This window comes from Massilia sp. 01N410 (genome assembly GCF_056399665.1).
In genome coordinates this window covers 123,537-147,074 of sequence record NZ_JBFTRV010000014.1, presented here as the reverse complement: position 1 = coordinate 147,074, position 23,538 = coordinate 123,537, and the positions used below count along the sequence as shown (strand labels likewise).

The 23,538-nt window shown below is 68.0% G+C and carries 24 protein-coding genes; 17 read left to right on the top strand and 7 right to left on the bottom strand.

Features of this window, described 5'->3' with window-relative positions; all coding sequences use genetic code 11:
- The first annotated feature begins 12 nt into the window (after positions 1 to 12).
- The 13 genes from AC1DOP_RS18860 to AC1DOP_RS18800 all read left to right on the top strand — a co-directional run bounded on the left by AC1DOP_RS18860 (position 13) and on the right by AC1DOP_RS18800 (position 10,444).
- The gene (locus tag AC1DOP_RS18860; protein WP_477252746.1) at positions 13 to 816 is read left to right on the top strand and encodes an SDR family oxidoreductase; all 804 of its coding nucleotides are present in this window, start codon (positions 13 to 15) and stop codon (positions 814 to 816) included.
- Between the two features lie 113 nt (positions 817 to 929).
- Complete coding sequence (locus AC1DOP_RS18855; protein ID WP_442122465.1) at positions 930 to 1,601, top strand: PRC-barrel domain-containing protein; 672 nt, start codon at positions 930 to 932, stop codon at positions 1,599 to 1,601.
- A gap of 77 nt (positions 1,602 to 1,678) precedes the next feature.
- Positions 1,679 to 4,615 (top strand): monovalent cation/H+ antiporter subunit A, encoded by a 2,937-nt coding sequence (locus AC1DOP_RS18850; RefSeq protein WP_477252744.1) that lies wholly within the window; start codon positions 1,679 to 1,681, stop codon positions 4,613 to 4,615.
- On the top strand, positions 4,615 to 4,971 hold the full coding sequence (locus AC1DOP_RS18845; protein WP_442122463.1) for a Na+/H+ antiporter subunit C: 357 nt from the start codon (positions 4,615 to 4,617) through the stop codon (positions 4,969 to 4,971). Before AC1DOP_RS18850 ends, AC1DOP_RS18845 begins: the two co-directional genes overlap by 1 nt.
- Positions 4,968 to 6,587, top strand: coding sequence for a monovalent cation/H+ antiporter subunit D (locus AC1DOP_RS18840; protein ID WP_442122462.1), 1,620 nt, complete (start codon positions 4,968 to 4,970; stop codon positions 6,585 to 6,587). The genes AC1DOP_RS18845 and AC1DOP_RS18840 overlap by 4 nt, the downstream gene beginning before the upstream one ends.
- Positions 6,584 to 7,111, top strand: coding sequence for a Na+/H+ antiporter subunit E (locus tag AC1DOP_RS18835; protein ID WP_477252741.1), 528 nt, complete (start codon positions 6,584 to 6,586; stop codon positions 7,109 to 7,111). Before AC1DOP_RS18840 ends, AC1DOP_RS18835 begins: the two co-directional genes overlap by 4 nt.
- A complete protein-coding gene (locus AC1DOP_RS18830; RefSeq protein ID WP_442122460.1) occupies positions 7,095 to 7,373 on the top strand; it encodes a K+/H+ antiporter subunit F in 279 nt (92 codons plus the stop codon). The genes AC1DOP_RS18835 and AC1DOP_RS18830 overlap by 17 nt, the downstream gene beginning before the upstream one ends.
- Positions 7,370 to 7,801: a monovalent cation/H(+) antiporter subunit G gene (gene mnhG / locus AC1DOP_RS18825; RefSeq protein WP_442122459.1), complete on the top strand. Its 432-nt coding sequence runs from the start codon at positions 7,370 to 7,372 to the stop codon at positions 7,799 to 7,801. Before AC1DOP_RS18830 ends, mnhG begins: the two co-directional genes overlap by 4 nt.
- Before the next feature lie 64 nt (positions 7,802 to 7,865).
- Positions 7,866 to 8,234 (top strand): nuclear transport factor 2 family protein, encoded by a 369-nt coding sequence (locus tag AC1DOP_RS18820; protein ID WP_442122458.1) that lies wholly within the window; start codon positions 7,866 to 7,868, stop codon positions 8,232 to 8,234.
- A gap of 10 nt (positions 8,235 to 8,244) precedes the next feature.
- Positions 8,245 to 8,607, top strand: coding sequence for an alpha/beta fold hydrolase (locus tag AC1DOP_RS18815; RefSeq protein WP_477252738.1), 363 nt, complete (start codon positions 8,245 to 8,247; stop codon positions 8,605 to 8,607).
- A complete protein-coding gene (locus AC1DOP_RS18810; protein ID WP_477252737.1) occupies positions 8,522 to 8,902 on the top strand; it encodes an alpha/beta fold hydrolase in 381 nt (126 codons plus the stop codon). The genes AC1DOP_RS18815 and AC1DOP_RS18810 overlap by 86 nt, the downstream gene beginning before the upstream one ends.
- Positions 8,899 to 9,762: a helix-turn-helix domain-containing protein gene (locus AC1DOP_RS18805; protein WP_477252735.1), complete on the top strand. Its 864-nt coding sequence runs from the start codon at positions 8,899 to 8,901 to the stop codon at positions 9,760 to 9,762. The genes AC1DOP_RS18810 and AC1DOP_RS18805 overlap by 4 nt, the downstream gene beginning before the upstream one ends.
- A 151-nt stretch (positions 9,763 to 9,913) precedes the next feature.
- Entirely contained in the window at positions 9,914 to 10,444 is a 531-nt protein-coding gene (locus tag AC1DOP_RS18800; protein WP_442122454.1) for a DUF6622 family protein, read from the top strand.
- On the opposite strand, the gene AC1DOP_RS18795 is transcribed toward AC1DOP_RS18800, so the two are convergent.
- Positions 10,396 to 11,214, bottom strand: coding sequence for an alpha/beta hydrolase (locus AC1DOP_RS18795; RefSeq protein WP_477252733.1), 819 nt, complete (start codon positions 11,212 to 11,214; stop codon positions 10,396 to 10,398). The genes AC1DOP_RS18800 and AC1DOP_RS18795 overlap by 49 nt on opposite strands.
- A 101-nt stretch (positions 11,215 to 11,315) precedes the next feature.
- Between AC1DOP_RS18795 and AC1DOP_RS18790 the strand changes: the two genes are divergently transcribed.
- Positions 11,316 to 12,029 carry a CPBP family intramembrane glutamic endopeptidase gene (locus AC1DOP_RS18790; RefSeq protein ID WP_442122452.1) on the top strand — a complete coding sequence of 238 codons (714 nt, stop codon included), beginning with the start codon at positions 11,316 to 11,318 and terminating at the stop codon, positions 12,027 to 12,029.
- A gap of 9 nt (positions 12,030 to 12,038) precedes the next feature.
- Here the strand turns inward: AC1DOP_RS18790 and hrpA are convergent, their stop codons facing one another.
- Positions 12,039 to 16,349, bottom strand: coding sequence for an ATP-dependent RNA helicase HrpA (hrpA, locus tag AC1DOP_RS18785; protein WP_477252730.1), 4,311 nt, complete (start codon positions 16,347 to 16,349; stop codon positions 12,039 to 12,041).
- A gap of 46 nt (positions 16,350 to 16,395) precedes the next feature.
- Here hrpA and argA point away from each other — a divergent pair, with 46 nt between their 5' ends.
- Both argA and AC1DOP_RS18775 read left to right on the top strand, forming a co-directional pair.
- Positions 16,396 to 17,718 (top strand): amino-acid N-acetyltransferase, encoded by a 1,323-nt coding sequence (gene argA / locus AC1DOP_RS18780; protein ID WP_442122450.1) that lies wholly within the window; start codon positions 16,396 to 16,398, stop codon positions 17,716 to 17,718.
- 35 nt (positions 17,719 to 17,753) lie between these two features.
- Complete coding sequence (locus AC1DOP_RS18775) at positions 17,754 to 18,026, top strand: oxidative damage protection protein (protein WP_047823576.1); 273 nt, start codon at positions 17,754 to 17,756, stop codon at positions 18,024 to 18,026.
- Positions 18,027 to 18,112: 86 nt separating this feature from the next.
- On the opposite strand, the gene AC1DOP_RS18770 is transcribed toward AC1DOP_RS18775, so the two are convergent.
- From AC1DOP_RS18770 to AC1DOP_RS18750, 5 genes are all read right to left on the bottom strand, one after another.
- Positions 18,113 to 19,360, bottom strand: coding sequence for a glycosyltransferase family 9 protein (locus AC1DOP_RS18770; RefSeq protein ID WP_442122449.1), 1,248 nt, complete (start codon positions 19,358 to 19,360; stop codon positions 18,113 to 18,115).
- 211 nt (positions 19,361 to 19,571) lie between these two features.
- Positions 19,572 to 21,062: a hypothetical protein gene (locus tag AC1DOP_RS18765; protein WP_477252727.1), complete on the bottom strand. Its 1,491-nt coding sequence runs from the start codon at positions 21,060 to 21,062 to the stop codon at positions 19,572 to 19,574.
- The gene (locus AC1DOP_RS18760) at positions 21,059 to 21,394 is read right to left on the bottom strand and encodes a hypothetical protein (RefSeq protein WP_442122447.1); all 336 of its coding nucleotides are present in this window, start codon (positions 21,392 to 21,394) and stop codon (positions 21,059 to 21,061) included. Before AC1DOP_RS18760 ends, AC1DOP_RS18765 begins: the two co-directional genes overlap by 4 nt.
- 13 nt (positions 21,395 to 21,407) lie before the next feature.
- Entirely contained in the window at positions 21,408 to 22,085 is a 678-nt protein-coding gene (gene rpiA / locus AC1DOP_RS18755) for a ribose-5-phosphate isomerase RpiA (protein WP_442122446.1), read from the bottom strand.
- A 55-nt stretch (positions 22,086 to 22,140) separates the two neighbouring features.
- Complete coding sequence (locus tag AC1DOP_RS18750) at positions 22,141 to 22,905, bottom strand: autoinducer binding domain-containing protein (RefSeq protein ID WP_477252724.1); 765 nt, start codon at positions 22,903 to 22,905, stop codon at positions 22,141 to 22,143.
- Positions 22,906 to 23,037: 132 nt separating this feature from the next.
- On the opposite strand from AC1DOP_RS18750, the gene AC1DOP_RS18745 reads away from it, so the two are divergent.
- A complete protein-coding gene (locus AC1DOP_RS18745; protein WP_442122444.1) occupies positions 23,038 to 23,517 on the top strand; it encodes a VOC family protein in 480 nt (159 codons plus the stop codon).
- The last annotated feature ends 21 nt before the right edge of the window (positions 23,518 to 23,538 follow it).

Sequence of the window (23,538 nt, the reverse complement as noted above, 5' to 3'; positions counted from 1 at the left end):
GGACGAACCCTCATGGACGATTCCGACCGCAAGGACGGGCGCGGGGTCCAGCCCTCGCGCCGCCGCTTCGTAGGCACCATGGCCACCGGCCTCGCCGCGGCGCCGGCACTGGCCCAGGCCCAGCCCGGCGCCCAGGCAGCGCCGGTCGCTGCCCGTTCCCTGACGCCGCCTCCCTATCCCGGTCCGCCCTTCCCGCGCCAGAAGCAGGACTGGCCCGGCCTGGCCGGCCGCAATGCCGTCGCGCTGCCGGGCGACATCCGCGACGAAGCCTTCTGCAAGAAGATGGTGGAGCAGGCCGTGCACCAGCTGGGCGGGCTCGACATCCTGGTCGACAATGCGGCGCGCCAGCAGTCGATCGATTCCATCCTCGAGCTCACCACGATGGAGCTGGACTGGCATTTCAAGACCAATCTGTACGCCCTGTTCCGGATCACCAGGGCGGCGCTGCCGCACCTGCCGCCGGGCGCCAGCATCATCACCACGGCGTCGGTGCAGGCTTACGACCCCTCGCCCAACCTGCTGGCCTATTCGCAAACCAAGGCGGCCCGGGTGGCCTTCACGAAATCGCTGGCCAAGCAGCTGGCGGACAAGGGCATCCGCGTGAACGCGGTGGCGCCCGGGCCGGTCTGGACGCCGCTGCAGGTGAGCGGCGGCCAGACCCAGGGCAAGCTGGAGAAGTTCGGCGACGATTCGCCGATGAAGCGTCCAGCCCAGCCGGCCGAACTGGCGCCGGCCTATGTCGCGCTGGCTGCCGCCGACGCCAGCTACACCACCGGCCAGGTGTACGGGGTGGCCGGCGGCGCGGGGAATCCCTGACCGCCAGAGGAGAGCAGCCGGCACAATTGATCGTCATCAAACGCGCGGGGTACGCGCCTTTTACCCTGACCGGGTTGCACCGACACCAACCCAATACCAGCAGGAGAACCGTCATGAGTTATGCAGACCGCGACAAGTACGGCATGTACAAGGACACCGGCCACGCCGGTCCCGGCCCCGCCCTGATGGGGGCAGACACCCTGCTCGGCGACGGCGTCGTCAACGGCGCCAACGAGGATCTGGGCGACATCAAGGAGATCATGCTCGACATGAACACCGGCCAGGTCGCCTACGCCGTGCTGGCCTTCGGCGGCTTCCTCGGCATGGGCGAGAAGCTGTTCGCCGTGCCCTGGCAGGCCCTGCACCTGGACACCGTCAACCACCGCTTCGTGCTCGACGTCGAGAAGGAGCGCCTGAAAACCGCCCCGGGCTTCGACAAGGATGCCTGGCCCGACATGGCCGACGTCCAGTGGGCCAGCCAGGTCCACAGCTTCTACGGCACCGACCCGGACCGCGGCGGCCCGCCGAGCATGGGTCCTGACGTGGCGATGCGCGGCATGCCGGGCGGCGCCGGCTCGGTGTCCGGCATGGGCGCGGGCATGGGCGGCCTGGGCGCCGGCCATGCGGGCGGCGTCCAGACCGGCGCGGGCGTGGCCTCGGGCGTGGGCGGCGGCGCGGGTGGCGGCGACCTCGGCTCGGGCAGCGGCATCAGCACCGATCCGCGCGCCGGCAATCAGGGCGGCGACGACGACCTGAGCCACATCCGCGGCAGCAATATCGGCTGAGGCCCGTCGTCAGGAGCCACTTTGCGAAACGGAATGCGAGACGACTTCAACCATCACAACTTGCCGGGCCAGCGCTGATGCCGATGTGGCCGCTGTCCCTCCTGGTCCTGCTTCCGTTCATCGGCGCCTTCGTGGCCGTGTGCATGCCGGAAGGCTCGCGCACGCGCCCGGCGGCGGTGGCCGGGCTGGCGACCCTGGCCGCGCTGCTGCTGGCCGTTTCCCGGTTCGGGCAAGTCCGCACCGGCGAGGTCCTGCGTGCGCGCGCCGCCTGGCTGCCCGAGGCCGGCCTCGACCTCGTCTGGCGGATGGACGGGCTGGCCTGGCTGTTCAGCGTGATCGTGCTGGGCGTCGGCCTGCTGGTGCTGGTCTATGCGCGCTACTACATGTCGCGCAGCGATCCGCTGGGCCGCTTCTTCGCCTACATGCTGGCCTTCATGGGCTCGATGCTGGGCGTGGTCTTGTCCGGCAATATCATCCAGCTGGTCGTGTTCTGGGAGCTGACCAGCCTCACGTCCTTCCTCCTGATCGGCTACTGGCACCAGCGTAACGATGCGCGGCGCGGCGCCCGCATGGCCTTTACCGTGACCACGGCGGGCGGGCTGTGCCTGCTGGCCGGCATGCTGACGCTCGGCCACATGGCCGGCAGCTACGAGCTCGATGCGGTGCTGAAGGCAGCCGACCGGATCCAGGCCCACCGTCTCTACCCGACCGCGCTGGTGCTGATCGCGCTCGGCGCGCTGACCAAGAGCGCGCAGTTCCCCTTCCATTTCTGGCTGCCGCACGCGATGGCCGCGCCGACCCCGGTCTCGGCCTACCTGCATTCCGCGACCATGGTCAAGGCCGGCGTGTTCCTGCTGATGCGCCTGTGGCCGGTGCTCTCGGGCACCCAGGAATGGACCTGGATCGTCGGCGGCGCCGGCGTCTGCACCCTGCTGCTGGGGGCCTTCTACGCCATCTTCCAGCACGACATGAAAGGCCTGCTGGCGTATTCGACCATCAGCCACCTGGGCCTGATCACCGTCCTGCTGGGCATCGGCACCCAGCTGTCGGTGGTGGCGGCGATCTTCCACACCATGAACCATGCGGTGTTCAAGGCGTCGCTGTTCATGGCGGTCGGCATCATCGACCACGAGACCGGCACCCGCGACATGCGCATCCTGCGCGGGCTCGGGAAGGTCATGCCGTTCACGGCGGCGCTGGCCGTGGTCGCCAGCGCCGCCATGGCCGGGGTGCCGCTGCTGAACGGCTTCCTGTCGAAGGAGATGTTCTTTGCCGAGGCGGCGCTGGCCGGCGGCACCGAGGACTGGTCGATGGCGGTGGCGGCCACCCTGATGGGGATCTTCAGCGTCGCCTACTCGCTGCGTTTCATCGGCGTGTTCTTCGGCCCGCTCGCGCATGACATCCCGAACCGCCCGGCCCACCAGATCCACGAGCCGCCGCGCTGGATGCGTTTCCCGGTCGAGTGCCTGGTCCTGCTGTGCATCGCCGTCGGCGTGCTGCCGGCGCGCACGGTCGGCGCCGTGCTGGCGGTGGCCACCCGCGCGGTGCTGGGGCCGAACATGCCGGAATACGACCTCGCCATCTGGCACGGCTTCAACCTGCCGCTGCTGATGAGCTTTGTCGCCCTGGCCGGGGGCTGCGTGTTCTACGTCTTCCTGCGCCGCCGCGCCAACCTGCGCCAGCGCACCGACGTGCCGGTGCTGCACCACCTGAAGGGCGCCCAGGCCTACGAGAACATCATGCAGTGGCTCAGCCTTGCGGCCGCCTGGCTGATCCGCTGGACCGCCACCCGCCGCCTGCAGCCGCAGTTCCGGGTCATCGTGTTCATGCTGGTGGCCGCGCCGCTGCTGCTGGCCCGGCCGCTGCCGGCCTGGAACCCGCCGGACCTGGGCGACTTCGACCCGCGCTTCTCGCTGCTGTGGCTGATCGGCGCCGCCTGCGCGGTGGCGGCGGCCTGGAAGGCCAAGTACCACCGGCTGGCGGCACTGATCATGGTCGGCGGCACCGGCATCGCCACCAGCATCAGCTTCCTGTGGCTGTCGGCGCCGGACCTGGCGCTGACCCAGCTGATGGTGGAAACCGTCACCACGGTGCTGATCCTGCTCGGCCTGCGCTGGCTGCCGCTGCGCCGGGCCCCGCCCGGCCTGCTGGCGCGGCCGCCGGCCTCCACCCAGTTCCGCCGCGCGCGCGACCTGCTGCTGGCGCTGGCCGGCGGCCTCGGACTGGCGGCCCTCAGCCACCTCGTGCTGACCCGCCCCGGCGGCCGCAGCATCAGCGATTTCTACGTGCTGCGCGCGCTGCCGGAAGGCGGCGGGGCCAACGTGGTGAACGTGCTGCTGGTCGACTTCCGCGGCTTCGACACGATGGGCGAGATCACCGTGCTGGGCGCGGTGGCGCTGACCGTGTACGCGCTGCTGCGGCGCTTCCGGCCGGCGCCCGAGAGCGTGGCGATCCCGCTGCAGCAGGCCAACGACGCCGACCCGGCGATGCGCCAGCCGCCGGCGCTGCAGGCCGCCGGCGGCTACCTGATGATCCCCGCCGTCTACATGCGGCTGCTGCTGCCGGTGATGGGCACCATCGCCGCCTATTTCTTCATGCGCGGCCACAACCTGCCGGGCGGCGGCTTCGTCGCCGGCCTGATCTTCGCCACCGCCCTGATCGTGCAGTACATGGTGGCCGGCACCGAATGGGTCGAGGCCCACCTGCGCCTGCGTCCGCACCGCTGGATCGCCTGGGGCCTGGCAACCGCCTGCGGCACCGGCCTGGGCGCCTGGCTGCTCGGCTACCCCTTCCTGACCAGCCATACCGCCCACCTGGCGCTGCCGGTGCTGGGCGAGATCCACGTGCCGAGCGCCTTCGTGTTCGACCTCGGCGTGTTCCTGGTGGTGGTCGGCTCGACCATGCTGATCCTGGTGGCGCTGGCCCACCAGTCGCTGCGCAGCCACCGGCTCCCGCCCGGCGCCGCACGCGCCGCGGCACCGTCGGCGCTGCCGCCGGCCAAGGAGATCCAGTAATGGAAGCCGTCATCTCGCTGGCGATCGGCATCGTCTTCGGCGCGGGCATCTGGCTGGTGCTGCGGCCGCGCAGCTTCCAGGTGCTGTGCGGGCTGATGCTGATGTCCTATGCCGTCAACCTGTTCATCTTCGTCATGGGCCGGCTGTGGATCGACCGCCCGCCGCTCATTCCTTCCGATCTGCCAGCAGGCAGCGCGCCCGATCCGGCCGCGCTGGCCGACCCGCTGCCCCAGGCCCTGGTGCTGACCGCGATCGTGATCGGCTTCGCCACCACCGCGCTCTACCTGGTGGTGATGATCGGTTCGCGCGGCCTGACCGGCACCGACCACGTCGACGGCAGGGAGCCCGAGCCATGAAGGCGCTGGACCACCTGCTGCTGGTGCCGATCCTGCTGCCGCTGCTGTGCGGCGCGGTGCTGACGCCGCTGACCCAGGGCTGGCACCGGCTCAAGTTCGCGCTCGGCTACGCTTCGGTGCTGGGCATGCTGGCGACGGCGCTGGCGCTGGCCGCGTTGGCCGACGGCGGCTACTGGGAGGACGGCATCGGCGTCTACCTGGCCGCCAACTGGGCGGCGCCGTTCGGGATCGCCCTGGTGGCCGACCGCCTGGCTGCGCTGATGCTGCTGCTCACCGCGTTGCTGGGCCTCGCCGCCCTGCACTTCGCCAGGCAGCGCTGGGGCCGGATCGGAGCGCACTTCCATACGCTGTTCCAGTTCCTGCTGATGGGGATCAACGGCGCCTTCCTGACGCACGACCTGTTCAACCTCTTCGTGTTCTTCGAGGTGATGCTGGCGGCGTCCTACGGCCTGGTGCTGCACGGGTATAACGCCGAACGGCTGCGCGCCAGCATGCAGTACATCGCCGTCAACCTGGCCGCCTCGCTGCTGTTCCTGCTCGGCGCAGCGCTGATCTATGCCGCCGCCGGCACCCTGAACATGGCCGACCTGGCCGCCCGCGTGGCCGCCATGCCGCCCGCGGACCGCGGCCTGCTCGAGCTCGGGGCCACCGTGCTGGCGCTGGCCTTCCTGATCAAGAGCGCGATGTGGCCGCTCGGCTTCTGGCTGCCGACCACCTATGCCGCCGCCTCGCCCCCGGTGGCGGCGATGCTGGTGCTGATGACCAAGGTCGGCGCCTACGCCATCCTGCGCCTGTGGCTGCTGCTGTTCCCGATAGCCGAAGGCGCGGCGGCCGGCTTCGGCTCGAATTTCGGCTACCCTGCGCTGCTGTGGGGCGGCATGGCCACCATCGTGTTCGGCGCCGCCGGCATGCTGTCCACGGACAGCGCCGGGCGCCTGGCCGGCTATGGCGCCATCGTCTCGTCGGGGACGCTGCTGGCGGTGATCGGCTACGGCCAGGCCTCGCTGGTGGCGACCGGGCTGTACTACCTGGCCGGCTCGACGCTCGCGATCGCCGCCTTCCTGCTGCTGATCGAACTGATCGAACGGATCCGCACCCCGCGCGCGGCGATGCTGGCATTGACGATGGAGGTCTGGGCGGTCGAGGACAAGCCGGACGAGCCGGAGGGGCGCGGCGTGCCGGCCGCGATGGCCTTCCTGGGGCTCTCCTTCGCCGCCTGCGCGCTGGTGATCGCCGGCCTGCCGCCGCTGTCCGGCTTCGTCGCCAAGTTCAGCCTCTTCCACGCGCTGCTGAATCCACCGGACGGCCCCATTCCGGCCGCCGGCTGGGCGCTGATGACCCTGATCATCGCGGCCGGCCTGGTGGCGGTGCTCTCGATGATGCGCTTCGGCGTACGCACCTTCTGGGCCAGCAGGGTCGATGCGCCGCCCAGGCTGCAGCGCTCGGAAGTCCTGCCGGTGGTCTTCCTGCTCGGGCTGACGGTCTTCATGACGGTCGAAGCCGGACCGATCTTCGGCTACCTGGGCCGCACCAGCGAAGGCATCCACCGGCCGGCGGACTACATCGCCCGGGTGCTGGGCCAGCCGCCGGTGGCGTCCGCGGTGGAGGCGAAATGAGGCGCTGGCTGCCCTTCCCCCTCGTCTCGCTGGCCCTGTGCGCCCTGTGGCTGCTGCTGAACCAGACCGTGCACCCGGCCCACCTTTTGCTGGGCGCCGCCATCGGCATCGCCGCGCCGCTCCTGAGCCGCAAGCTGCAGCCACTCGGCTACCCGCGCATGCGCACGGCGGCGCAGTGGCGATCCCTGGTGCGCCTGCTGGCCATGGCTTCGGTGGAAGTGGTGCGCTCCTGCTTCGCGGTGTGCCGGATCATCCTGTTCGCCGATTACACGCGGGTCAATTCGCAGTTCATCCGGGTGCAGCTGACCCTGCGCGATCCCTACGGCCTGGCGGCCCTGTCCTGCCTGATCAACATGACGCCCGGTACGGTCTGGGTCGAGATCCTGCCCGAGCGCCACGAACTCGCGCTGCACGTGTTCGACCTGAAGGACACGCAATGGTGGATAGCCACCATCAAGACCCGTTACGAACAACCCCTGATCGACATCTTTGAAACGGAGGCTTCCCGTGGCGACCCTGTTTGAACTGGCGGTCGGCTATGCGCTCGTGTGCGTGCTGGCGGCCATGCTGCTGTGCACCGTGCGCCTGCTGGCCGGTCCCTCGGCCCACGACCGCGCGCTGGCGCTCGACACCTTGTGGATGTGCGGGATGCTGCTGGCGCTGGTGCTCGGCATCCGCTACGGCTCCCAGGTGTACTTCGAAGCGGCGATGCTGATCGCGCTGCTGGGCTTCGTCTCGACCGTCGCCCTGGCCAAGTTCCTGATGCGCGGGGAGATCATCGAATGAGCGGCCTGGAACAGCCCCCTTCCTGGGCACTGGCGGGCGCCGCGCTGCTGCTGGTCCTGGGCGCCAGCATCACCCTGATCGGCGCCCTCGGCCTGCTGCGCCTGCGCACCTTCTACCAGCGCATCCACGGGCCGGCGATCACGATCACGCTCGGCGCCGGCTCCGTGCTGCTGGCGTCGATGCTGTACTTCACGGCCGCGCAATCGCGCCTGGTGATGCACGAACTGATCATCGCCGCCTTCCTCTTGATGACGGCGCCGGTGGTCTCGATGATGCTGATGCGCGCCGCCGTCTACCGCGACCTGCGCGCGCGCCGCCAGGACTCCGGCGTGGAAGCCGGCAAGGTGTACGCTGTCGCCCCTGCGCAGCAACTGGCCGCCCCGCCGCCGCCGTCCCCGGATGCGGGTCCGCCATTACCTGGGAGGTAATCGCCACGCGGCACGCTGCCCGGCACACTGGTCTCCATCAACCACCCGCCACAAGGAGATCGCCATGAACCACGCAGCCACCCAGGCCACCATCATCGCCGACCGCTACCTCGCCGTCTGGAACGAACGCGACGACATCACCCGCCGCGCCCGCGTCGCCCAGCTGTTCGCCGCCGACGCCACCTATGCCGACCCGATGATGCACGGCAGCGGCATCGACGGCATCGACAGCATGATCGCCACCGCCCAGCGCCAGTTCCCCGGCCTGCGTTTCAGCCTGCACGGCGCGCCGGACGGCCACGACAACGTGGTGCGCTTCTCGTGGACGCTGGCCGCCGACGGCGCCGCGCCGGTGGCCAGGGGCAGCGACGTCGCCTACATCGACGGGCGCGGCCGCCTGCTCAAGGTCACCGGCTTCCTCGACGCCGTCTGAGGAGACCACCATGAGCCCCCATGCACGCATCGACGGCCCCAACACCATCGCCACCGCGGATGGGGTCCAGCTGTTCTACCGCGACTGGCCCGGCAGCCGCGCGCAGGCCCAGCCCGTCCTCTTCGTCGGCGGCTGGTCGATGGCATCAAGCTCCTGGGGCTACCAGATGATGGCCCTGCAGCGCCGCGGCCTGCGCTGCGTCGCCTTCGACCGCCGCGGCCACGGGCGGGGTCGATCCGGCGCTGCTCGAGCAGTTCCGCAGCCGGCAGCTGCTGCGCGACTACCCGTTGTGGATCGAGGAGAACATCGAGCCTTTCGTGCCGGGCGCGAACGCGACGACCAGGGCCTGGCTGGCCGCGATGGCCCTCGATAGTTCGCTGCAGGCCCTGCACGATTGCCACGCCGCGGTCCAGGGCGCCGACATGGTGGACGAGCTGCGCGCCATCGACGTGCCGGTGCTGATCATTGCGGGAGATCGGGACGTCTCGGCGCCGCTCGACCTGACCGCGCGCCGCAGCGCCGCCCTGGTCCCGGACGTGCGCCTGCGGGTGATCGAAGGCGCGGCCCACGGCATGTTCGTGACCCATGTCGAGCGGGTGAACACCGATCTGCTTGAGTTCATTTCCGAGCCCGGTTACATTGGGCGCGACCGACAGGAGCGAGGATGAGCACAGCCACAGCAAACATCGAAGACGCCGGCACCGGGGCGGAGTCGACATACTTCAGCGACTTCGCGTCCGCGCTGCGCTACTGGCGCACCCGGCGCGGCGTCAGCCAGCTGCGGCTGTCGACCGACAGCGGGGTCTCGCAGCGCCACCTGAGTTTCCTGGAGAGCGGCCGCTCCCAGCCCAGCCGCGACCTGATCCTGAAGCTCGGCATCGCGCTCGACGTCCCGCTCCGGCAGCGCAATGCAATGCTGCTGGCCGCCGGTTTCGCGCCGGCCTACCAGGAACGCAGCCTGTCCGACCCCGAGCTGGCGAGCGTGATGCAGGCCCTCGAATTCATGCTGCGCCAGCAGGCCCCCTTTCCGGCGCTGGTGGTCGACCGCCTGTGGAACCTCGTGATGTTCAACGAGCCCGCCGCCGGCATGATGAAGTGGCTGCTCGGCATGCCGGAAGAAGCGGTCATCCCGCGCGACGGTTCGGTCAACGTGCTGCGCCTGATGCTGAGCCCCGACGGCCTGCGCCGCCACCTCCTCAACTGGGAAGCGGTGTGCGCCGACAGCCTGCTGTGGATCCAGCGCGAAGCCATGGCCGACGGCCCGGGCAGCGAAGCCACCGCCCTGCTGGCGGAACTCTCCATCCTGCCCGGCATGCCCTCGGCCGGCCACCTGCCCAACCTGGAGCGGAGGGCGCTGCCCTTCCTGCCCATGCAGATCGCCCGCGACGACATCCGCCTGAACCTGTTCACCACCATCACCACGCTCGGCACGCCGCACGACGTGACGGTGCACGAGCTGCGGCTGGAGTCCTTCTTTCCGGCGGATCCGGAGACGGCGGCCTGGTTCCGGGAGCGCTTCGGCGGCTAGACAGGCCACGGAGGCGCTGCAACTCGCGCCGCCAGGCTGCATTTCGCGCCGGTTCGCCGCAATTCGTCGCATGCCGTCCCGCCTTCTCCACGACCAGGGCAAAGTGTGCTCACCCGATGCACTTTACCCAACGAACCCGAAGGAGCCCATCATGCTGCAGCAGATCCTGATCCACACCCCCGTCTACGTCTGGGCCATCCTGGCCGTGCTGGTCTGGCGCGGCACGGCCGCCCTGCGCGACCGCGAGATGAAGGTCCGCAGCCTGTTCATCGTCCCGGCCGTGATGCTGGCGCTGTCGCTGCAGGACGTCGGCAGCAAATTCGGCTCGAGCGGCCTGGCCTACGCCGTCTGGGCCGCCGCGGCGGCAATCAGCGCGCTGCTGGTGTGGAAATCCGGCCGCAGCCGCACGGCGCCCGGCTCGGGCCCCGGCAGCGTGATCGTGCGCGGCAGCTGGGTACCGCTGGCGATGATGATGGCGATCTTCTTCACCAAGTACGCGGCCTCGGTGCTGCTGGCGGTGCTGCCGCATGCGCGCCAGGATGCGCTGGTGGCAGCCGGCGTGTGCGCCCTGTTCGGCGTCTTCAACGGCTGCTTCCTGGGCCGCCTGGCGCTTGATGTCGCCGCCGTGCGCGATCAGCGCGGCTTGAGCACCGCCCGGAATGCCTTCAACGCAGCCGGATGATAGATGGTGGCATGCGTCTCGCCGGGCCAGGCTTCATAACTGAAGCCGAGGCCCGGCGCCTTTTCCAGACTGTTCTTCAGCGCGGCATCCATGTCGGGCAGGCCGTCGGCGCTGGCCGCGATGTAGAGGGTTTTCTTCACCGCGCCGGACGGCGGCTGCGTGCGCAGGCGCTGGGCCAGCCGGCGGTCGTTCCACCACAGGCTGGGGTCGATGGCGATATAGGTGTCGAACAGGTCGGGCTCCAATGCCAGGGTCTCGACCACGAACAGCCCGGCCAGCGATTCGCCCACGATCGCCCGCTCCCGCGTGACGCGGTAGCGCCTTTCCACTTCCGGCATCAGCTCGGTGCGGATGAAGTTGCGGTAGGCCTGGGAGCCGCCGACCTGGGGTGCGATGCTGCGGTCCTTCGCAACCTCGGTAGGGCCGGTGAGGTCGCGCCGGCGCTGGGTGTTTTCGATTCCCACCAGCAGGAAGGGCCGCACGGTGCCGTTGCCGGCGCCGACCTGCAGCAGGCCGGCCACGTGCAGGAAGTCTTCCAGCATGCCGCCGTCCGGCATGTACAGCACCGGCAGCGGCGTGCCGGCGGGGATGCCGGCCGGGACGTAAACATTGATGCGCCGGGTCTCGCCGAGCGCGGCGGACTGGATGGTCCAGGTGTCGCCGATGGACAGCGGCGCGGCTGCGGACGCGACTGCCGGCGCCGCCACCGCGGCGTTCCAGCAGCCGATCGACAGGCAGATCGCGAAGACGGCGGAAGTGATACGTGACATTGGCATGCTCATTCTTTCTTATGATTGTGACAAAGCGTGGATTTGTTGGGCACCCGCGGCTGCTATTGTCCAGCATGGCCAACAGTATCCACTTTTTTCCCTTGCCCGACCTGCTTCTGACGCTGTATCTGCTGCTCGTCTTCCCTCTTCAACGCCTGTGGCGCAGCCTGCATCCGGCGCCGCGCAAGCCGCCGCTGCCGCCGCTGCGGACCTACTGGAAACAGGCCCGCTTCGTGCTGGTACTGCTTGCCGCGCTGGCTGCGGTCATGTGGACCGGCGGGCATTCGGCGGCAAACCTGGGGCTGGCCTTCCCGCGGACGTCCGCCGCGGCCTGGGGCCTGGCCATCGCTTGCGGCGTGCTGCTGGCCCTGCACCTGGCCGGCAAGCGGATGGAGCGCAGGATGACGCCGGCGCAGCTCGCGGCGCAGGAAGCACGGCTGCAGCAGCTGCCCTTCGTGATGCCGCGCACGGCGCTCGAGACCGCGGCCTACCTGGCCACCTCCGTTCTCATGACCGCGGCCTGGGAGATCCTGTTCCGGGGCTACCTGCTGCTCGTGGTACCGCCGTTCACCGGCCTGCCCGTGGCGCTCGCGCTGGCCGCCATCGCCTACGGCGCGGCGCATGGCTACAAGAATCCGCGCCAGTTCGCCGGCTCGATCGCGGCCTCCTTCGCCTTCGCGATCGGCTATGCGCTCACCAGGAGCCTGTGGTGGCTGATCGTGCTGCACGCGGCCGCGCCGGTCACGATGCTGTTCACCGTGCGAAAAATCCAGGCGCGGGCGGCGCAGGCCGCGGCATCCGCGTCGGCGGCATAGCCGCGCGGCTCAGCGCAGCATCGACTCCCACACCTTCTGCAGGCGCTTGCTGGACACCGGCATCGGCGTCCTCAGCTCCTGCGCGAACAGCGAGACGCGCAGCTCTTCCAGCATCCAGCGGAAGTCCGTCATGCGCGGATCGAGGTTCTTCAGCGGCTGGTTCTTGATGGTGCGCTGGAACTGGGTCGCCGCCGTCTGCCATTCCGCCATCAGCTGGGCGTCGCGCGCCGTATTGGTGCGCAGCTTTTCGAGGCGCACGTTCATCGCCTTCAGGTAGCGCGGGAAGTGGGCCAGCTGGCTGTACTCGGTGTCGGCGATGAAGCGCTTGTGCACCAGTTCCTTCAGTTGCGCCTGCATGTCGGCGGCCACCGCCTGCGGCAGGTTCTGCAGGCGCTTGGGCATGCCGTGGAACTCGGCCAGCACCTGTCCCACCAGGCGCGCGATCTCGTTGATCAGGAGGCCGATGCGGCCCTTGCCCTCGTCCTTGCGCTTGTTGAAGGACGCGGCATCAATCGGCAGCGGATCCTGCAGACAGGCGATGTCGATGGCCTTGTTGACGATCTGCTCACGCAGGTCGTCGGACGAACCGACCGACATGAACTGCATGCCCATCTGCTGCAGGCCGGGAATGTTCTTCTCGGCGAACTTGAGCTGGTCCTTGAACTGCAGCGCGAACAGGCGGCGCAGGCCGATGCGGTGGGTGCGCGCGGCCACGTTGGGGTCGTCGAAGACCTCCAGGTCGCAGTGCGTGCCCTTGTCGACGAGGGCCGGGAAGCCGATCAGGGTCAGCTTGCCCTGGTTGATCTCCAGGAGTTCCGGCAGCTCGCCGAAGGTCCAGCTGGTGATGTTGGTAGTGGCCGACGCCGGGGTGCTGGCCGGTGCCGCTGCCGCTTCCTTGCCTTTCGCCGCCGGCGCATTCGCAGCGGCAGCAGGAGCGGAAGCCGTGCCGGATGCCGAGCCGGATGCCGCAGCGGGCTTGCCGAACGCCGCCTGCGCCTTCGCCTGGCCGCTGGCCACGGCCGCCGGCGTGGATTCCGCCATGCGCTGGAAACTCTGGCGCGCCTGGCTGCCCAGTTCCGCCTGCAGGGTTGCCAGGCTGCGGCCCATGTCGAGCTGGCGGCCATGCTCGTCGACCACCTTGAAGTTCATGAACAGGTGGGCCGGCAGGGTCTCCAGCTTGAAGTCGGTGGTCAGCACGCGCGCACTGGTGTGCTGGTGGATGTCGGCGATCAGCGCATCGATGAGATCTCCTCTGCCGAAGCGCACCGGGTCCTGGTTGCGCTCGAAGAAGCCGGCCGCGTAGTCCGGCAGCGGCACGCAGTGGCGGCGCAGCTTCTGCGGCAGGGACTTCAGCAGCAGCTGCACTTTTTCCTTCAGCATGCCGGGCACCAGCCAGCCCGGACGCGCCGAGGGGATCTGGTTCAGCGCGAACAGCGGCACGGTGAGCGTGACGCCATCGCGCGGGCTGCCCGGCTCGAAGTGGTAGCTCAGCGACATCTCGATGCCGGTGACGTTCATCGTCTTCGGGAACAGCTCGGTGGTGACGCCGGCCGCCTCGTGGCGCATCAACTCCTCCTTGTTCAGGAAGAGCAGCTTCGGGTTGTCGCGCGACGCGTCCTTGTACCACTTCTCGAAGCCGGCGCCGTTGACGATGTCGCCCGGGATCTCCTTGTCGTAGAAGGCCGCGATCAGCTGGTCGTCGACCAGCACGTCGAGGCGCCGCGACTTGTGCTCGAGGTTCTCGATTTCACGGATCAGCTTGTGGTTGTGGGCGAAGAAGGGCGCACGGGTGTCGTAGTCGCCCGCCACCAGCGCGTCGCGGATCAGGATCTCGCGCGATTCGGCCGGATTGATGTTGGCGTAGTTGATGCGGCGCTGACTGTAGACGACGATGCCGTACAGGGTCGCGCGCTCGCTGGCCGTCACCTGGGCGCTGCGCTTCTCCCAGCGCGGTTCGCCCCACGATTTTTTCAGCAGGTGGCCGCCGATCTTCTCGACCCACTCGGGCTGGATCTGGGCCAGGGTGCGCGCGTACAGGCGCGTGGTCTCGACCAGTTCGGCCGCCATCACCCACTTGCCCGCCTTCTTGCCGAGGTAGGAACCGGGCCAGATGTGGAACTTGATGCCGCGCGCACCGAGGTAAGCCCCGGAGTCGTCTTCCATCTTGTAGCCGATGTTCCCCAGCAGGCCGGTCAGCAGCGCCATGTGCAGCTGATCGTAGGTGGCCGGGGCTTCGTTCATGCGCCAGCCCTGCTCCCTGACGATGGTAAGCAGCTGGGAATGCACGTCGCGCCACTCGCGCAGGCGGACCTGCGAGAGGAAGTTCTCGCGGCAGTTCTCCTGCAGCTGGCGGTTGGTTTTCTTGTGCTCGATGGCCTGCTCGAACCAGCGCCAGATCTTCACGTAGCTGAGGAACTCGCTCTTCTCGTCGGCGAATTTCTTGTGCTTCTCGTCGGCCTGCTGCTGGTATTCCATCGGCCGGTCGCGCGGGTCCTGCACCGACAGCGCCGACGCGATGATCAGCATCTCGGTCAGGCAGTTGTTGTCGACGGCGGCCAGGATCATGCGGCCCACGCGCGGGTCGAGCGGCAGCTTGGCCAGCTTGCGCCCCATGGGGGTGAGTTCGTTGGCATCGTCGACCGCGCCCAGCTCCTGCAACAGCTGGTAACCGTCGGCGATCGCGCGGCCCTGCGGCGACTCCACGAACGGGAAGGTCTCCACGTCCGTCAGGTGCAGCGACTTCATGCGCAGGATGACGGCCGCCAGCGAGGAACGCAGGATCTCCGGCTCCGTGAATTTCGGGCGCTGCAGGAAATCCTGTTCTTCATACAGGCGGATGCAGACGCCGTCGGCCACGCGGCCGCAGCGGCCGGCACGCTGGTTGGCCGCCGACTGCGCGATCGGCTCGACCTGCAGCTGCTCGACCTTGTTGCGGTAGCTGTAGCGCTTCACGCGCGCCAGGCCGGAGTCGACCACGTAGCGGATGCCGGGCACGGTCAGCGAGGTCTCGGCCACGTTGGTCGCCAGCACGATGCGGCGCGCATTGGTGGTCTTGAAGACGCGATCCTGCTCCTCCACCGACAGGCGGGCGAACAGCGGCAGGATCTCGACGTGCGGCGGATGCTGCTTGCGCAAGGCTTCGGCGCAGTCGCGGATCTCGCGCTCGCCGGGCAGGAAGACCAGCACGTCGCCCTGTCCCAGGCGGCAAAGCTCATCCACGCCGTCGACCACGGCGTCGATCAGGTCGCGCTTGTCGCGCGCGGCCTGGGCCTTCGACACCGACTTGCCCGCATCTTGCCTGCCCTCTGCGGGCGCGCCGGCCGTGACCGGGTCGCGGTCGACCGGGCGGTAGCGCACCTCGACCTTGTACAGGCGGCCGGAGACTTCGATGACCGGCACCGGCTTGGTCTCGCTGCCGAAATGGCGCGCGAAGCGCTCGGCGTCGATGGTCGCCGAGGTGATGATCACCTTCAGGTCCGGGCGACGCGGCAGGATCTGCTTCAGGTAGCCCAGCAGGAAGTCGATGTTCAGGCTGCGCTCGTGGGCCTCGTCGATGATGATGGTGTCGTAGGCCTTGAGCAGCGGGTCGGTCTGGGTCTCGGCCAGCAGGATACCGTCGGTCATCAGCTTGACCCAGGCGCCAGGCTGCAGGGTGTCGTTGAAGCGCACCTTGTAGCCCACGTGCTCGCCCAGCGGCGTGCCCAGTTCGTGGGCGATGCGCTTGGCGGTGCTTGAAGCCGCGATACGGCGCGGCTGGGTGTGGCCGATCATGCCCTTCTCGCCGCGGCCCAGTTCCAGGCAGATCTTCGGCAGCTGGGTCGTCTTGCCGGAACCGGTTTCGCCGGAGACGATGATGACCTGGTGCTTCTGCAGGGCTTCGGCGATCTCGCGGCGGCGGCCGGAGACCGGCAGGTCTTCGGGGAAGGTGATGACGGGCAGCGGCGTGCGCATCGGCGGCTTGCGTTCGGCGCGCGGCTGCTCGCTGCGTCCCGGCTCCTTGCGTGGCTGCTCCTTGGGTGGCTGCGCACGTTCGCCGTCTTGCGGCGTCGCTGCGGGCGCACGCGCTTTCGCCTGCGCGAGCGCATTCGCCAGCGCACCATCGCGTCCACCTCGCTGGCCCCCACCTTGGCGGCCATCGCCACCACGGCGCTCGCCGGCCTCGCGGTGCACGCGTTCCGGCTTGGCCTGCAGGTCCGGCGTCTTCGTCAGCGGCGCGCGCGTGTCGGCGCCGCCCGCGTCCTGGCGGGACGGGCTTGGATTGCGGTCGGTGGAAGCGGCGCGCGCCGGGCTCGGCGAAGGCTTGTTACTCTGTTCTGACATTGATTTTTACAAGGTATTTGGTGCGCAAGTCGCGCAGCCAATTATAATGCGGCAAATGGAAAACCCTACCCAATTCGTCCAGTGGCTGCGCTCGGTCGCACCGTATATTCACGCGTTCGGCGGCAAGACTTTCGTCGTCGCCTTCCCAGGTGAGCTGGTCGCCGCCGGCGCCCTGCCCGTGCTGGCCCAGGATCTGTCCCTGCTGGTGGGCCTCGGCATCCGCGTCGTGCTGGTGCACGGCTCGCGGCCCCAGGTCGCCGAGCAGCTCGCCCTGCGTAACGTCGAGGGACGCTTCCACAACGGCGTGCGCATCACCGACGGCGCGGCGATGGAATGCGCGAAGGAAGCGGCCGGCGAACTGCGCCTGGACATCGAGGCTGCCTTCAGCCAGGGTTTGCCGAACACGCCGATGTCGAATGCCCACATCAGCATCGTCTCCGGCAACTTCGTGACCGCGCGTCCGCTGGGCGTGATCGACGGCATCGACTTCGAACTGACCGGCGTCACCCGCAAGATCGCGGCCGAGAAGATCCACCCGATCCTGCAGACCGAGGACAATATCGTGCTGCTGTCGCCGCTCGGCTTCTCGCCGACCGGCGAGGTGTTCAACCTGACCATGGAAGACGTGGCCTCGCAGGCGGCGATCGCCCTGCATGCCGAAAAGCTCATCTTCATCACGGAAACGCCGATGATGCTCGACGCCGCCGGCGCCGAGATCCGCGAACTGTCCTCGCACCAGGCCGAAGCCGTGCTGCAGGCGGGTTTCCTGCCGAACGACGCCTCGTTCTACCTGCAGCATGCGATCAAGGCCTGCAACAGCGGCGTCGACCGCTCCCACATCGTGCCTTTCCAGCTGGACGGCTCGGCCCTGCTCGAACTGTTCACCCACGACGGCGTGGGCACCATGATCAGCCACGAGAACCTGGAGAGCCTGCGCCAGGCCACAATTGAGGACGTCGGCGGAATTATCAAGCTCATCGAGCCGCTGGAAGCCGACGGCACCCTGGTCAAGCGTCCGCGCGAGCTGATCGAACGCGAGATCGACCATTTCTCCGTCATCGAGCACGACGGCGTGATCTTCGGCTGCGCCGCGCTCTACCCCTTCCCCGGCGAGAAGATGGGCGAGATGGCCTGCCTGACCGTGAGCCCGGACGCCCAGACCCAGGGCGACGGCGAACGCATCCTGAAGAACATCGAAAACCGCGCCAGGGCCGCCGGCCTGACCAGGCTGTTCGTGCTGACCACCCGCACCGCGCACTGGTTCAAGAAGCGCGGCTTCGTGCCGGCCACCGTGGACGACCTGCCGAAGGACCGCGCCCACATGTATAACTGGCAGCGCCGGTCGCAGATTTTCATCAAGACCTTATAATTGTCGCTTTCGAATTTCGAACCAGGAGCAAGAACATGGCGCGCACCGTCCACTGCATCAAACTGAACAAGGAAGCCGAAGGCCTGGACTTCCCGCCCTACCCGGGCGAACTGGGCAAGCGGATCTATGAAAGCGTGTCGAAGGAAGCGTGGCAGGGCTGGCTCAAGCACCAGACCATGCTGATCAACGAAAACCGCCTGAACATGGCCGACGCCCGCGCCCGCAAATACCTGGCGACCCAGATGGAGCGCCATTTCTTTGGCGAAGGCGCCGATGAGGCGGCCGGTTACGTGCCGCCGACGGCCTGATCGTCCGCATCGCAGCAAAGCAAAGCAAAACGGCGCCAGATCTGGCGCCGTTGTCGTTTCCGCAAGACGAAGCGCTCAGGGTGAGCTCAAGCCTTGAGCACCGCCATCACATCCTGCACGACTATCCTGTCGACCCAGTCGCCGCGCTGGGGGGCGGTGATCACGGTGCTGTTGGCCCGGTCGATCGGCGCCCATTCCGGATTGTTCTGCCGCATCAGCGCGATCACCGGCACGTGGACGGCATTCGCCAGGTGCATCACGGCCGTTTCCACCGAGATGACCAGCTCGCACAGGCTCAACACGGCCGGCAGCTGGAAGAAGTTGTCTTCCGCACTGAACAGCCAGGTCCGCTCCAGCCCGGCCGCGGCGAACAGCTCGCGGGCCCGCCCCAATTCCTCGGGCACCACGTTGACGACGAAGCCGGCGTCGCGCCAGTCCGCCTCGCAGCGCATGGTCCGGATCAGCCCGATGACCCGTTCGAGCGGCCAGCTGCGTTCCACCGACTTGGAAAACGCGTTGACGAAAACCACGCGGGACGGCTTGCCGTCGACGCCCATGAAGCCCCAGTCCGCGAACTGCCTGCGCGCATAGGCCATCCACTTGTCCGCCACCTGGAGCACCGGGAAGCGCGCGGACGGCGGGATCTCCATGCCGAACAGCTGGGTGAACCAGCCGGCGTAGATGTCGCTGATGTGCTGCCCGGCATGGGAAGCCGCCGTGTAGGCCGGAATGAAGGCATCCAGCTTGCGGTAGATGAGGCGCTTGGGCAGGTCGTAGGGCCGCACCCGTTTCTTCTGCCCGACCACGAAGCCCTGCGGGCTGATGCTGCGCGCCAGGCTCGCGTACTTGTGGCGCTCCAGCACGGCGAGCGAGACCACGACCGGATAGTCTTCCCGGCGCGCCGCTTCCAGCGATTCGCGGTAGAGCCGGGGGCTGTAGGTTTCGTCGTAGACCTTGTGGATGCAGGAGCATTCGGCCAGCCAGTCGTACAAGGCATACTTGCGGAGCTGCTCCCATTCCGAAGAACGGGAGGTGCGGCGGCGCTCGTCGACCCACAGGTGGATCTTCAGATGGGGATGGGCCTGGGCGAAGGCCTGGAAGCAGGCCTGCAGGTAAGTGAAGTCGCCGATGGCCAGGTGGGCGATGAACAGGATCTTGTCGGCTTGCCGCAGCAGTGCGGGAGCGACCAGCGGGGCCTGCATGGCCGGAGGAAAAGGACGGACGGCATCGAATCCCGATGGTTGCGGCACAACATAAGGCCCGGCGAAAGCGGGCTTGGCGGCATGCTTGCGCCAGGTATCGAGCCCGATGGATTGCTCACCTGCTGGTTTCATATTCCGACCTTGCACTGAAGACGATGCGGAAATTCTATGGGGAATCAGCCATGCGAAATGCAAATGAACTGTAAGAATTGGTAAAGTTATGTCAAGACGATAGCATGGTGCACTGCGCAAGCATGCATGCGCACGATTGGATGAACGAAAAGCACACAAAAGCGCCGAGCGCGCGACGGCGCCCGCACAAACGCGGAATGACGCCGCAGCGTCAGCGCGGCAGGCAGGCGGGGGCGGCGTTCAGGTAACGCCAGCCGCCGCGCAGCTCCACCACGGGCAGGCCTGGCGCCAGGCGCTGGCCCGCGGGGCACAGCAGGCGGTCGACGCTGTCGCTGCCGGCATTGAACAGCACCTTGCGCGGCTGGCCGGTCTGTGGATAGACGGCAGTTGCCTGCAGGTCCATGCCGCCGTCCACGTTGCGGCTGCGTTCAAAGAAAATCTCCGGATCGGGATCGTAGAGAGCAGGAGCGTGGTCGAGCACATGGCGCGCCAGCGGGCTGAATTGCGTGTACGCGTATTTCTTGGCGTGGACCATGGCGCCGGCCTGCAGCAGGAAGACCATGCCCAGCAGCGCACGCGGCCAGTGAGCGCGGCCGCGCAGCCACCAGAAGGCCAGGAACAGCAACGGCATCGCACCCCAGAAGGCGTAGCGCAGGACGCCCTGTCCGCCGGCGTTCCAGTTCACCGCCGACAGCGCCGGAAATGCCAGCGCCAGCATGAAAAGCGCCGTGAGCATCCCCGCCGCCAGTGCCAGTCCGCGCCGGCGCCGCGGGAAGGCGCCCGCCAGCAGGACCAGGATGCCGGGGATGGCGAGGATCATGCCCTGGTTGAGATCGAAGAAATACGAGCAGAGGCGCGCCAGCCCGACCAGATGGCGGTCGGTGGAATACAGGGCGATGACGCTGGGCGTTCCCCATTGCCATTGCCCAAAGGCGAAAGGCAGCAGGGCCAGGCCGCCCTGCAGGACGGCACCAGCCAGCAAACGCCCCCAGTGCGGCGCCTGGACGTCCCTCTCCTCGCCGCGCGCAACCAGCAAGGCGAACAAGGGCGCGAATACGGAAAAGAAAGCCAGCGAAGGATTCTGCATGGCCGCCATGCCGGCCAGCAGGCCGCCGGCAAGCGGGCGCCCCTGGACGAACAACATCATGCCCGCCAGCAGGGCCGCCGCCGTGACCATCTCGGGGCTGCACCAGTTGCCGTACAAGATGCCGCCGCTGAGCAGCACCAGCCCCAGGGCCGCAAAGGCGCGCCTGCCGGAGCCGAAGAAATGGAACATCACAATGCCCAGCAGCCACAGGGCACCGAAATTAACGATCTGGAATGCCTTGAAGGGATTGGCGGCGCCGGCTTCCAGCAACAGCCGGAAAGGCAGGGCGGCGAGCACCGGGTAGGCGAAGAAGTGGATGGTGTAGATGCCATCCTTGCCGCGGTAGAGGCCGGGCATGGGTATCTGCTCGCCGCGCGCGATCTTGTCGCGCATCGACAGGAACAGCGCGCGATAGCCGGGCTCGGGCGACAAGGCGGCGGCCAGCGCGGCATCCTCCACACGCAGCTCGGGCGTGCCGTGGCTGGCGATCGCGACGGTGGTCACGCCGTATTCGAAGAAATCTCCCGCCTTGTCCGGCTTCGACACCAGCAGGACCAGCAGGATCAGCGCCAGCTGGATGGCGAAGGCCAGGCGCGGCGAACCCTCTCGCCTCACAGTTGGCGGCACTGGCGCATTTCGCAACGCGCCATGAACACCTTGCCGTTATCGCATTGCATGCGGTAGACCTCGACCGGCCCCGGCTCGGTGACCAGGGCCGCGCCCTGCCCGCCCGTGCAGGCCTGCTGCCTGGCCAGCTTCTCGACGGTGTTCGACGAGACGCCCAGGCGGAACGGCAGCTTCTGGATCGGCGTGCCGTCCGCGTCGACCGGCCCGGCAGGCCTGGCCGGCACCGCCGCCGCCGCGGATACGGGCGGCATCGGTTTGTGGAACATCGAGCAGCCGCCCAGCAGCGCGGCAAGGAAGATCATGCATGGCAGACGCTTCATGCCGCGCTCCGGATCAGAAGCTCAGGGTCTTGACGCCTTCCGCCATGCCCAGCAGGCAGACGTTGGCGCCGCGCTGGGCAAACAGGCCGACGGCGATCACGCCGACGATCTGGTTGATTTCCGTTTCCAGCGCCACCGGATCGGTAATCGACAGGCCGGCCACGTCGATGATGTGGCCGCCGTTGTCGGTGACGAAGGCTTCATCGCTGCCCGCCTTGGTGCGCAGGCGAGGCTGGCCGCCGAGGGCCGCCAGCTTGCGCATCACCGACGCGCGCGCCATCGGCACGACTTCGACCGGCAGCGGGAACTTGCCCAGGGTCTGGACCAGCTTGGAGCCGTCGGCGATGCACACGAAGCTCTTCGAGACGGAGGCGACGATCTTCTCGCGCGTCAGGGCCGCGCCGCCGCCCTTGATCATGGCGCCGGAGGCGTCGATCTCGTCGGCGCCGTCGACGTAGACGGAGATCGAGTCGACCTCGTTCAGGTCACGCACTTCGATGCCGTGGCTGCGCAGGCGGGCGGCGGTGGCTTCCGACGACGCGACCGCGCCCTTGATGCGGTGCTTGATCTTGCCGAGTTCGTCGATGAAGTAATTGGCGGTCGAGCCGGTGCCGACGCCGATGATTTCGCCGTCGACCACATAGTCGATGGCGGCGCGGGCTACCGCCTGCTTGAGTTCGTCCTGAGTCATGATGGTGTTGTTGGTAGGTGAGAAATGCCGCCATTCTACCGGATGCGGGCGAAGCTCAGATCAGCCGCAGCATCGCCGCCTTCAGCACACCCGCCGTCTTGTTGGCCGCGCCCAGCTTGCGCAGCGCGTTATCGATGTGGAAGATTACGGTGCGCTCCGAGATCGCCAGGATCTCGGCGGACTCCGAGGCCGTCTTGCCGTCCGCGGCCCAGCGCAGCACCTCGACCTCGCGCTCGGTCAGCCTGATCGAGGCCGCGCCATCCGGCCTGGCGGCCAGGATGTTCGACAGCGCCGCATGCGCCGCCTGGGCCAGCCAGTGCATCTTCTGCGAGTTCGCCTGGTATTCGCTGTGCGCGATGGGTTCGCCCGAACGGGCAAGCGTCAGCAGGCTGGCGACACCCTTGAGGTCGTGCGTCGGCTGGGCCCAGCCGATCTGCAATCCATGGGCGCGCGCATCTTCCCACAGCGCGCGGCTGGATGCGAACAGCGCCTCCGACCACAGCAGGGACCGGGTCGACGTCATGCCGTGGGCCACGGTGGGATCGTCCTTCATGTAATGCTCGGACTGGTATCTCAGCTGCCAGGCTTGCGGGTAATTGTTCACCATGATGGTGCGCGGGTTCGAGAACGGCAGCGGCAGGCGCATGCCGAACGCGCAGCAATCGAAGCCGAGTTCCCCGGCCGCCTTTGCCAGCAGGTCCAGCAAGGCGGCCTCGCTGCGCGCTTCCGCCAGGCCGTGCAGCCAATCCTGATGTCCATCCATGCCGAACTGCTGCGCCACCCTGCTCTCCAGGTAAGGGAACCGTGATACCTCGAACACGCCGGCCTGCAAGAACTTACAGTGCCTTGCCGGACAGAAGACTGCTAGACTGGCGTGCCACGAATTGTTGCCAACAATAACACAAGAAGCACCCTACCCAGCCGGCATTTTTTCACCCCTGAGGAGACGAGGATGATCAGCAAGAACACGATTTGCCTGTGGTTCGACAAGGATGCACTGGAAGCGGCGCAGTTCTACGCCGCCACCTTTCCGGACAGCGCGGTCACGGCGGTCCATCACGCGCCGGGCGACTACCCTGCCGGCAAACAGGGCAATGTGCTGACGGTCGAGTTCACGGTGGCCGGCATTCCCTGCCTCGGCCTGAACGGCGGTCCGGGCCACCCGCACACGGACGCCTTTTCCTTCCAGATCGCCACCGAAGACCAGGAAGAAACCGATCGCCTGTGGAATGCCATCGTCGGCAACGGCGGCCAGGAAATCGCCTGCGGCTGGTGCAAGGACAAATGGGGCCTGTCGTGGCAGATCACGCCGCGCGTGCTGTCCGAAGCCATCGTCGACCCGGACCCGGCGGCGGCCAAGCGGGCCTTCGAAGCGATGATGGGCATGGTGAAGATCGATGTCGCGGCCATCGAGGCGGCGCGGCGGGGCTGAGGCAGGCCGACTGGAGCTGCT

Coding starts and splice junctions, on each gene's coding strand:
- mnhG (WP_442122459.1), top strand. CDS start 7,370: ATGAGCGGCCTGGAACAGCCCCCTTCCTGGGCACTGGCGGGCGCCGCG.
- AC1DOP_RS18800 (WP_442122454.1), top strand. CDS start 9,914: ATGCTGCAGCAGATCCTGATCCACACCCCCGTCTACGTCTGGGCCATC.
- argA (WP_442122450.1), top strand. CDS start 16,396: ATGCGGCAAATGGAAAACCCTACCCAATTCGTCCAGTGGCTGCGCTCG.
- AC1DOP_RS18815 (WP_477252738.1), top strand. CDS start 8,245: ATGAGCCCCCATGCACGCATCGACGGCCCCAACACCATCGCCACCGCG.
- AC1DOP_RS18850 (WP_477252744.1), top strand. CDS start 1,679: ATGCCGATGTGGCCGCTGTCCCTCCTGGTCCTGCTTCCGTTCATCGGC.
- AC1DOP_RS18745 (WP_442122444.1), top strand. CDS start 23,038: ATGATCAGCAAGAACACGATTTGCCTGTGGTTCGACAAGGATGCACTG.
- AC1DOP_RS18820 (WP_442122458.1), top strand. CDS start 7,866: ATGAACCACGCAGCCACCCAGGCCACCATCATCGCCGACCGCTACCTC.
- rpiA (WP_442122446.1), bottom strand. CDS start 22,085: ATGACTCAGGACGAACTCAAGCAGGCGGTAGCCCGCGCCGCCATCGAC.
- AC1DOP_RS18840 (WP_442122462.1), top strand. CDS start 4,968: ATGAAGGCGCTGGACCACCTGCTGCTGGTGCCGATCCTGCTGCCGCTG.
- AC1DOP_RS18770 (WP_442122449.1), bottom strand. CDS start 19,360: ATGAAACCAGCAGGTGAGCAATCCATCGGGCTCGATACCTGGCGCAAG.
- AC1DOP_RS18805 (WP_477252735.1), top strand. CDS start 8,899: ATGAGCACAGCCACAGCAAACATCGAAGACGCCGGCACCGGGGCGGAG.
- AC1DOP_RS18845 (WP_442122463.1), top strand. CDS start 4,615: ATGGAAGCCGTCATCTCGCTGGCGATCGGCATCGTCTTCGGCGCGGGC.
- AC1DOP_RS18835 (WP_477252741.1), top strand. CDS start 6,584: ATGAGGCGCTGGCTGCCCTTCCCCCTCGTCTCGCTGGCCCTGTGCGCC.
- hrpA (WP_477252730.1), bottom strand. CDS start 16,349: ATGTCAGAACAGAGTAACAAGCCTTCGCCGAGCCCGGCGCGCGCCGCT.
- AC1DOP_RS18760 (WP_442122447.1), bottom strand. CDS start 21,394: ATGAAGCGTCTGCCATGCATGATCTTCCTTGCCGCGCTGCTGGGCGGC.
- AC1DOP_RS18855 (WP_442122465.1), top strand. CDS start 930: ATGAGTTATGCAGACCGCGACAAGTACGGCATGTACAAGGACACCGGC.
- AC1DOP_RS18795 (WP_477252733.1), bottom strand. CDS start 11,214: ATGTCACGTATCACTTCCGCCGTCTTCGCGATCTGCCTGTCGATCGGC.
- AC1DOP_RS18775 (WP_047823576.1), top strand. CDS start 17,754: ATGGCGCGCACCGTCCACTGCATCAAACTGAACAAGGAAGCCGAAGGC.
- AC1DOP_RS18860 (WP_477252746.1), top strand. CDS start 13: ATGGACGATTCCGACCGCAAGGACGGGCGCGGGGTCCAGCCCTCGCGC.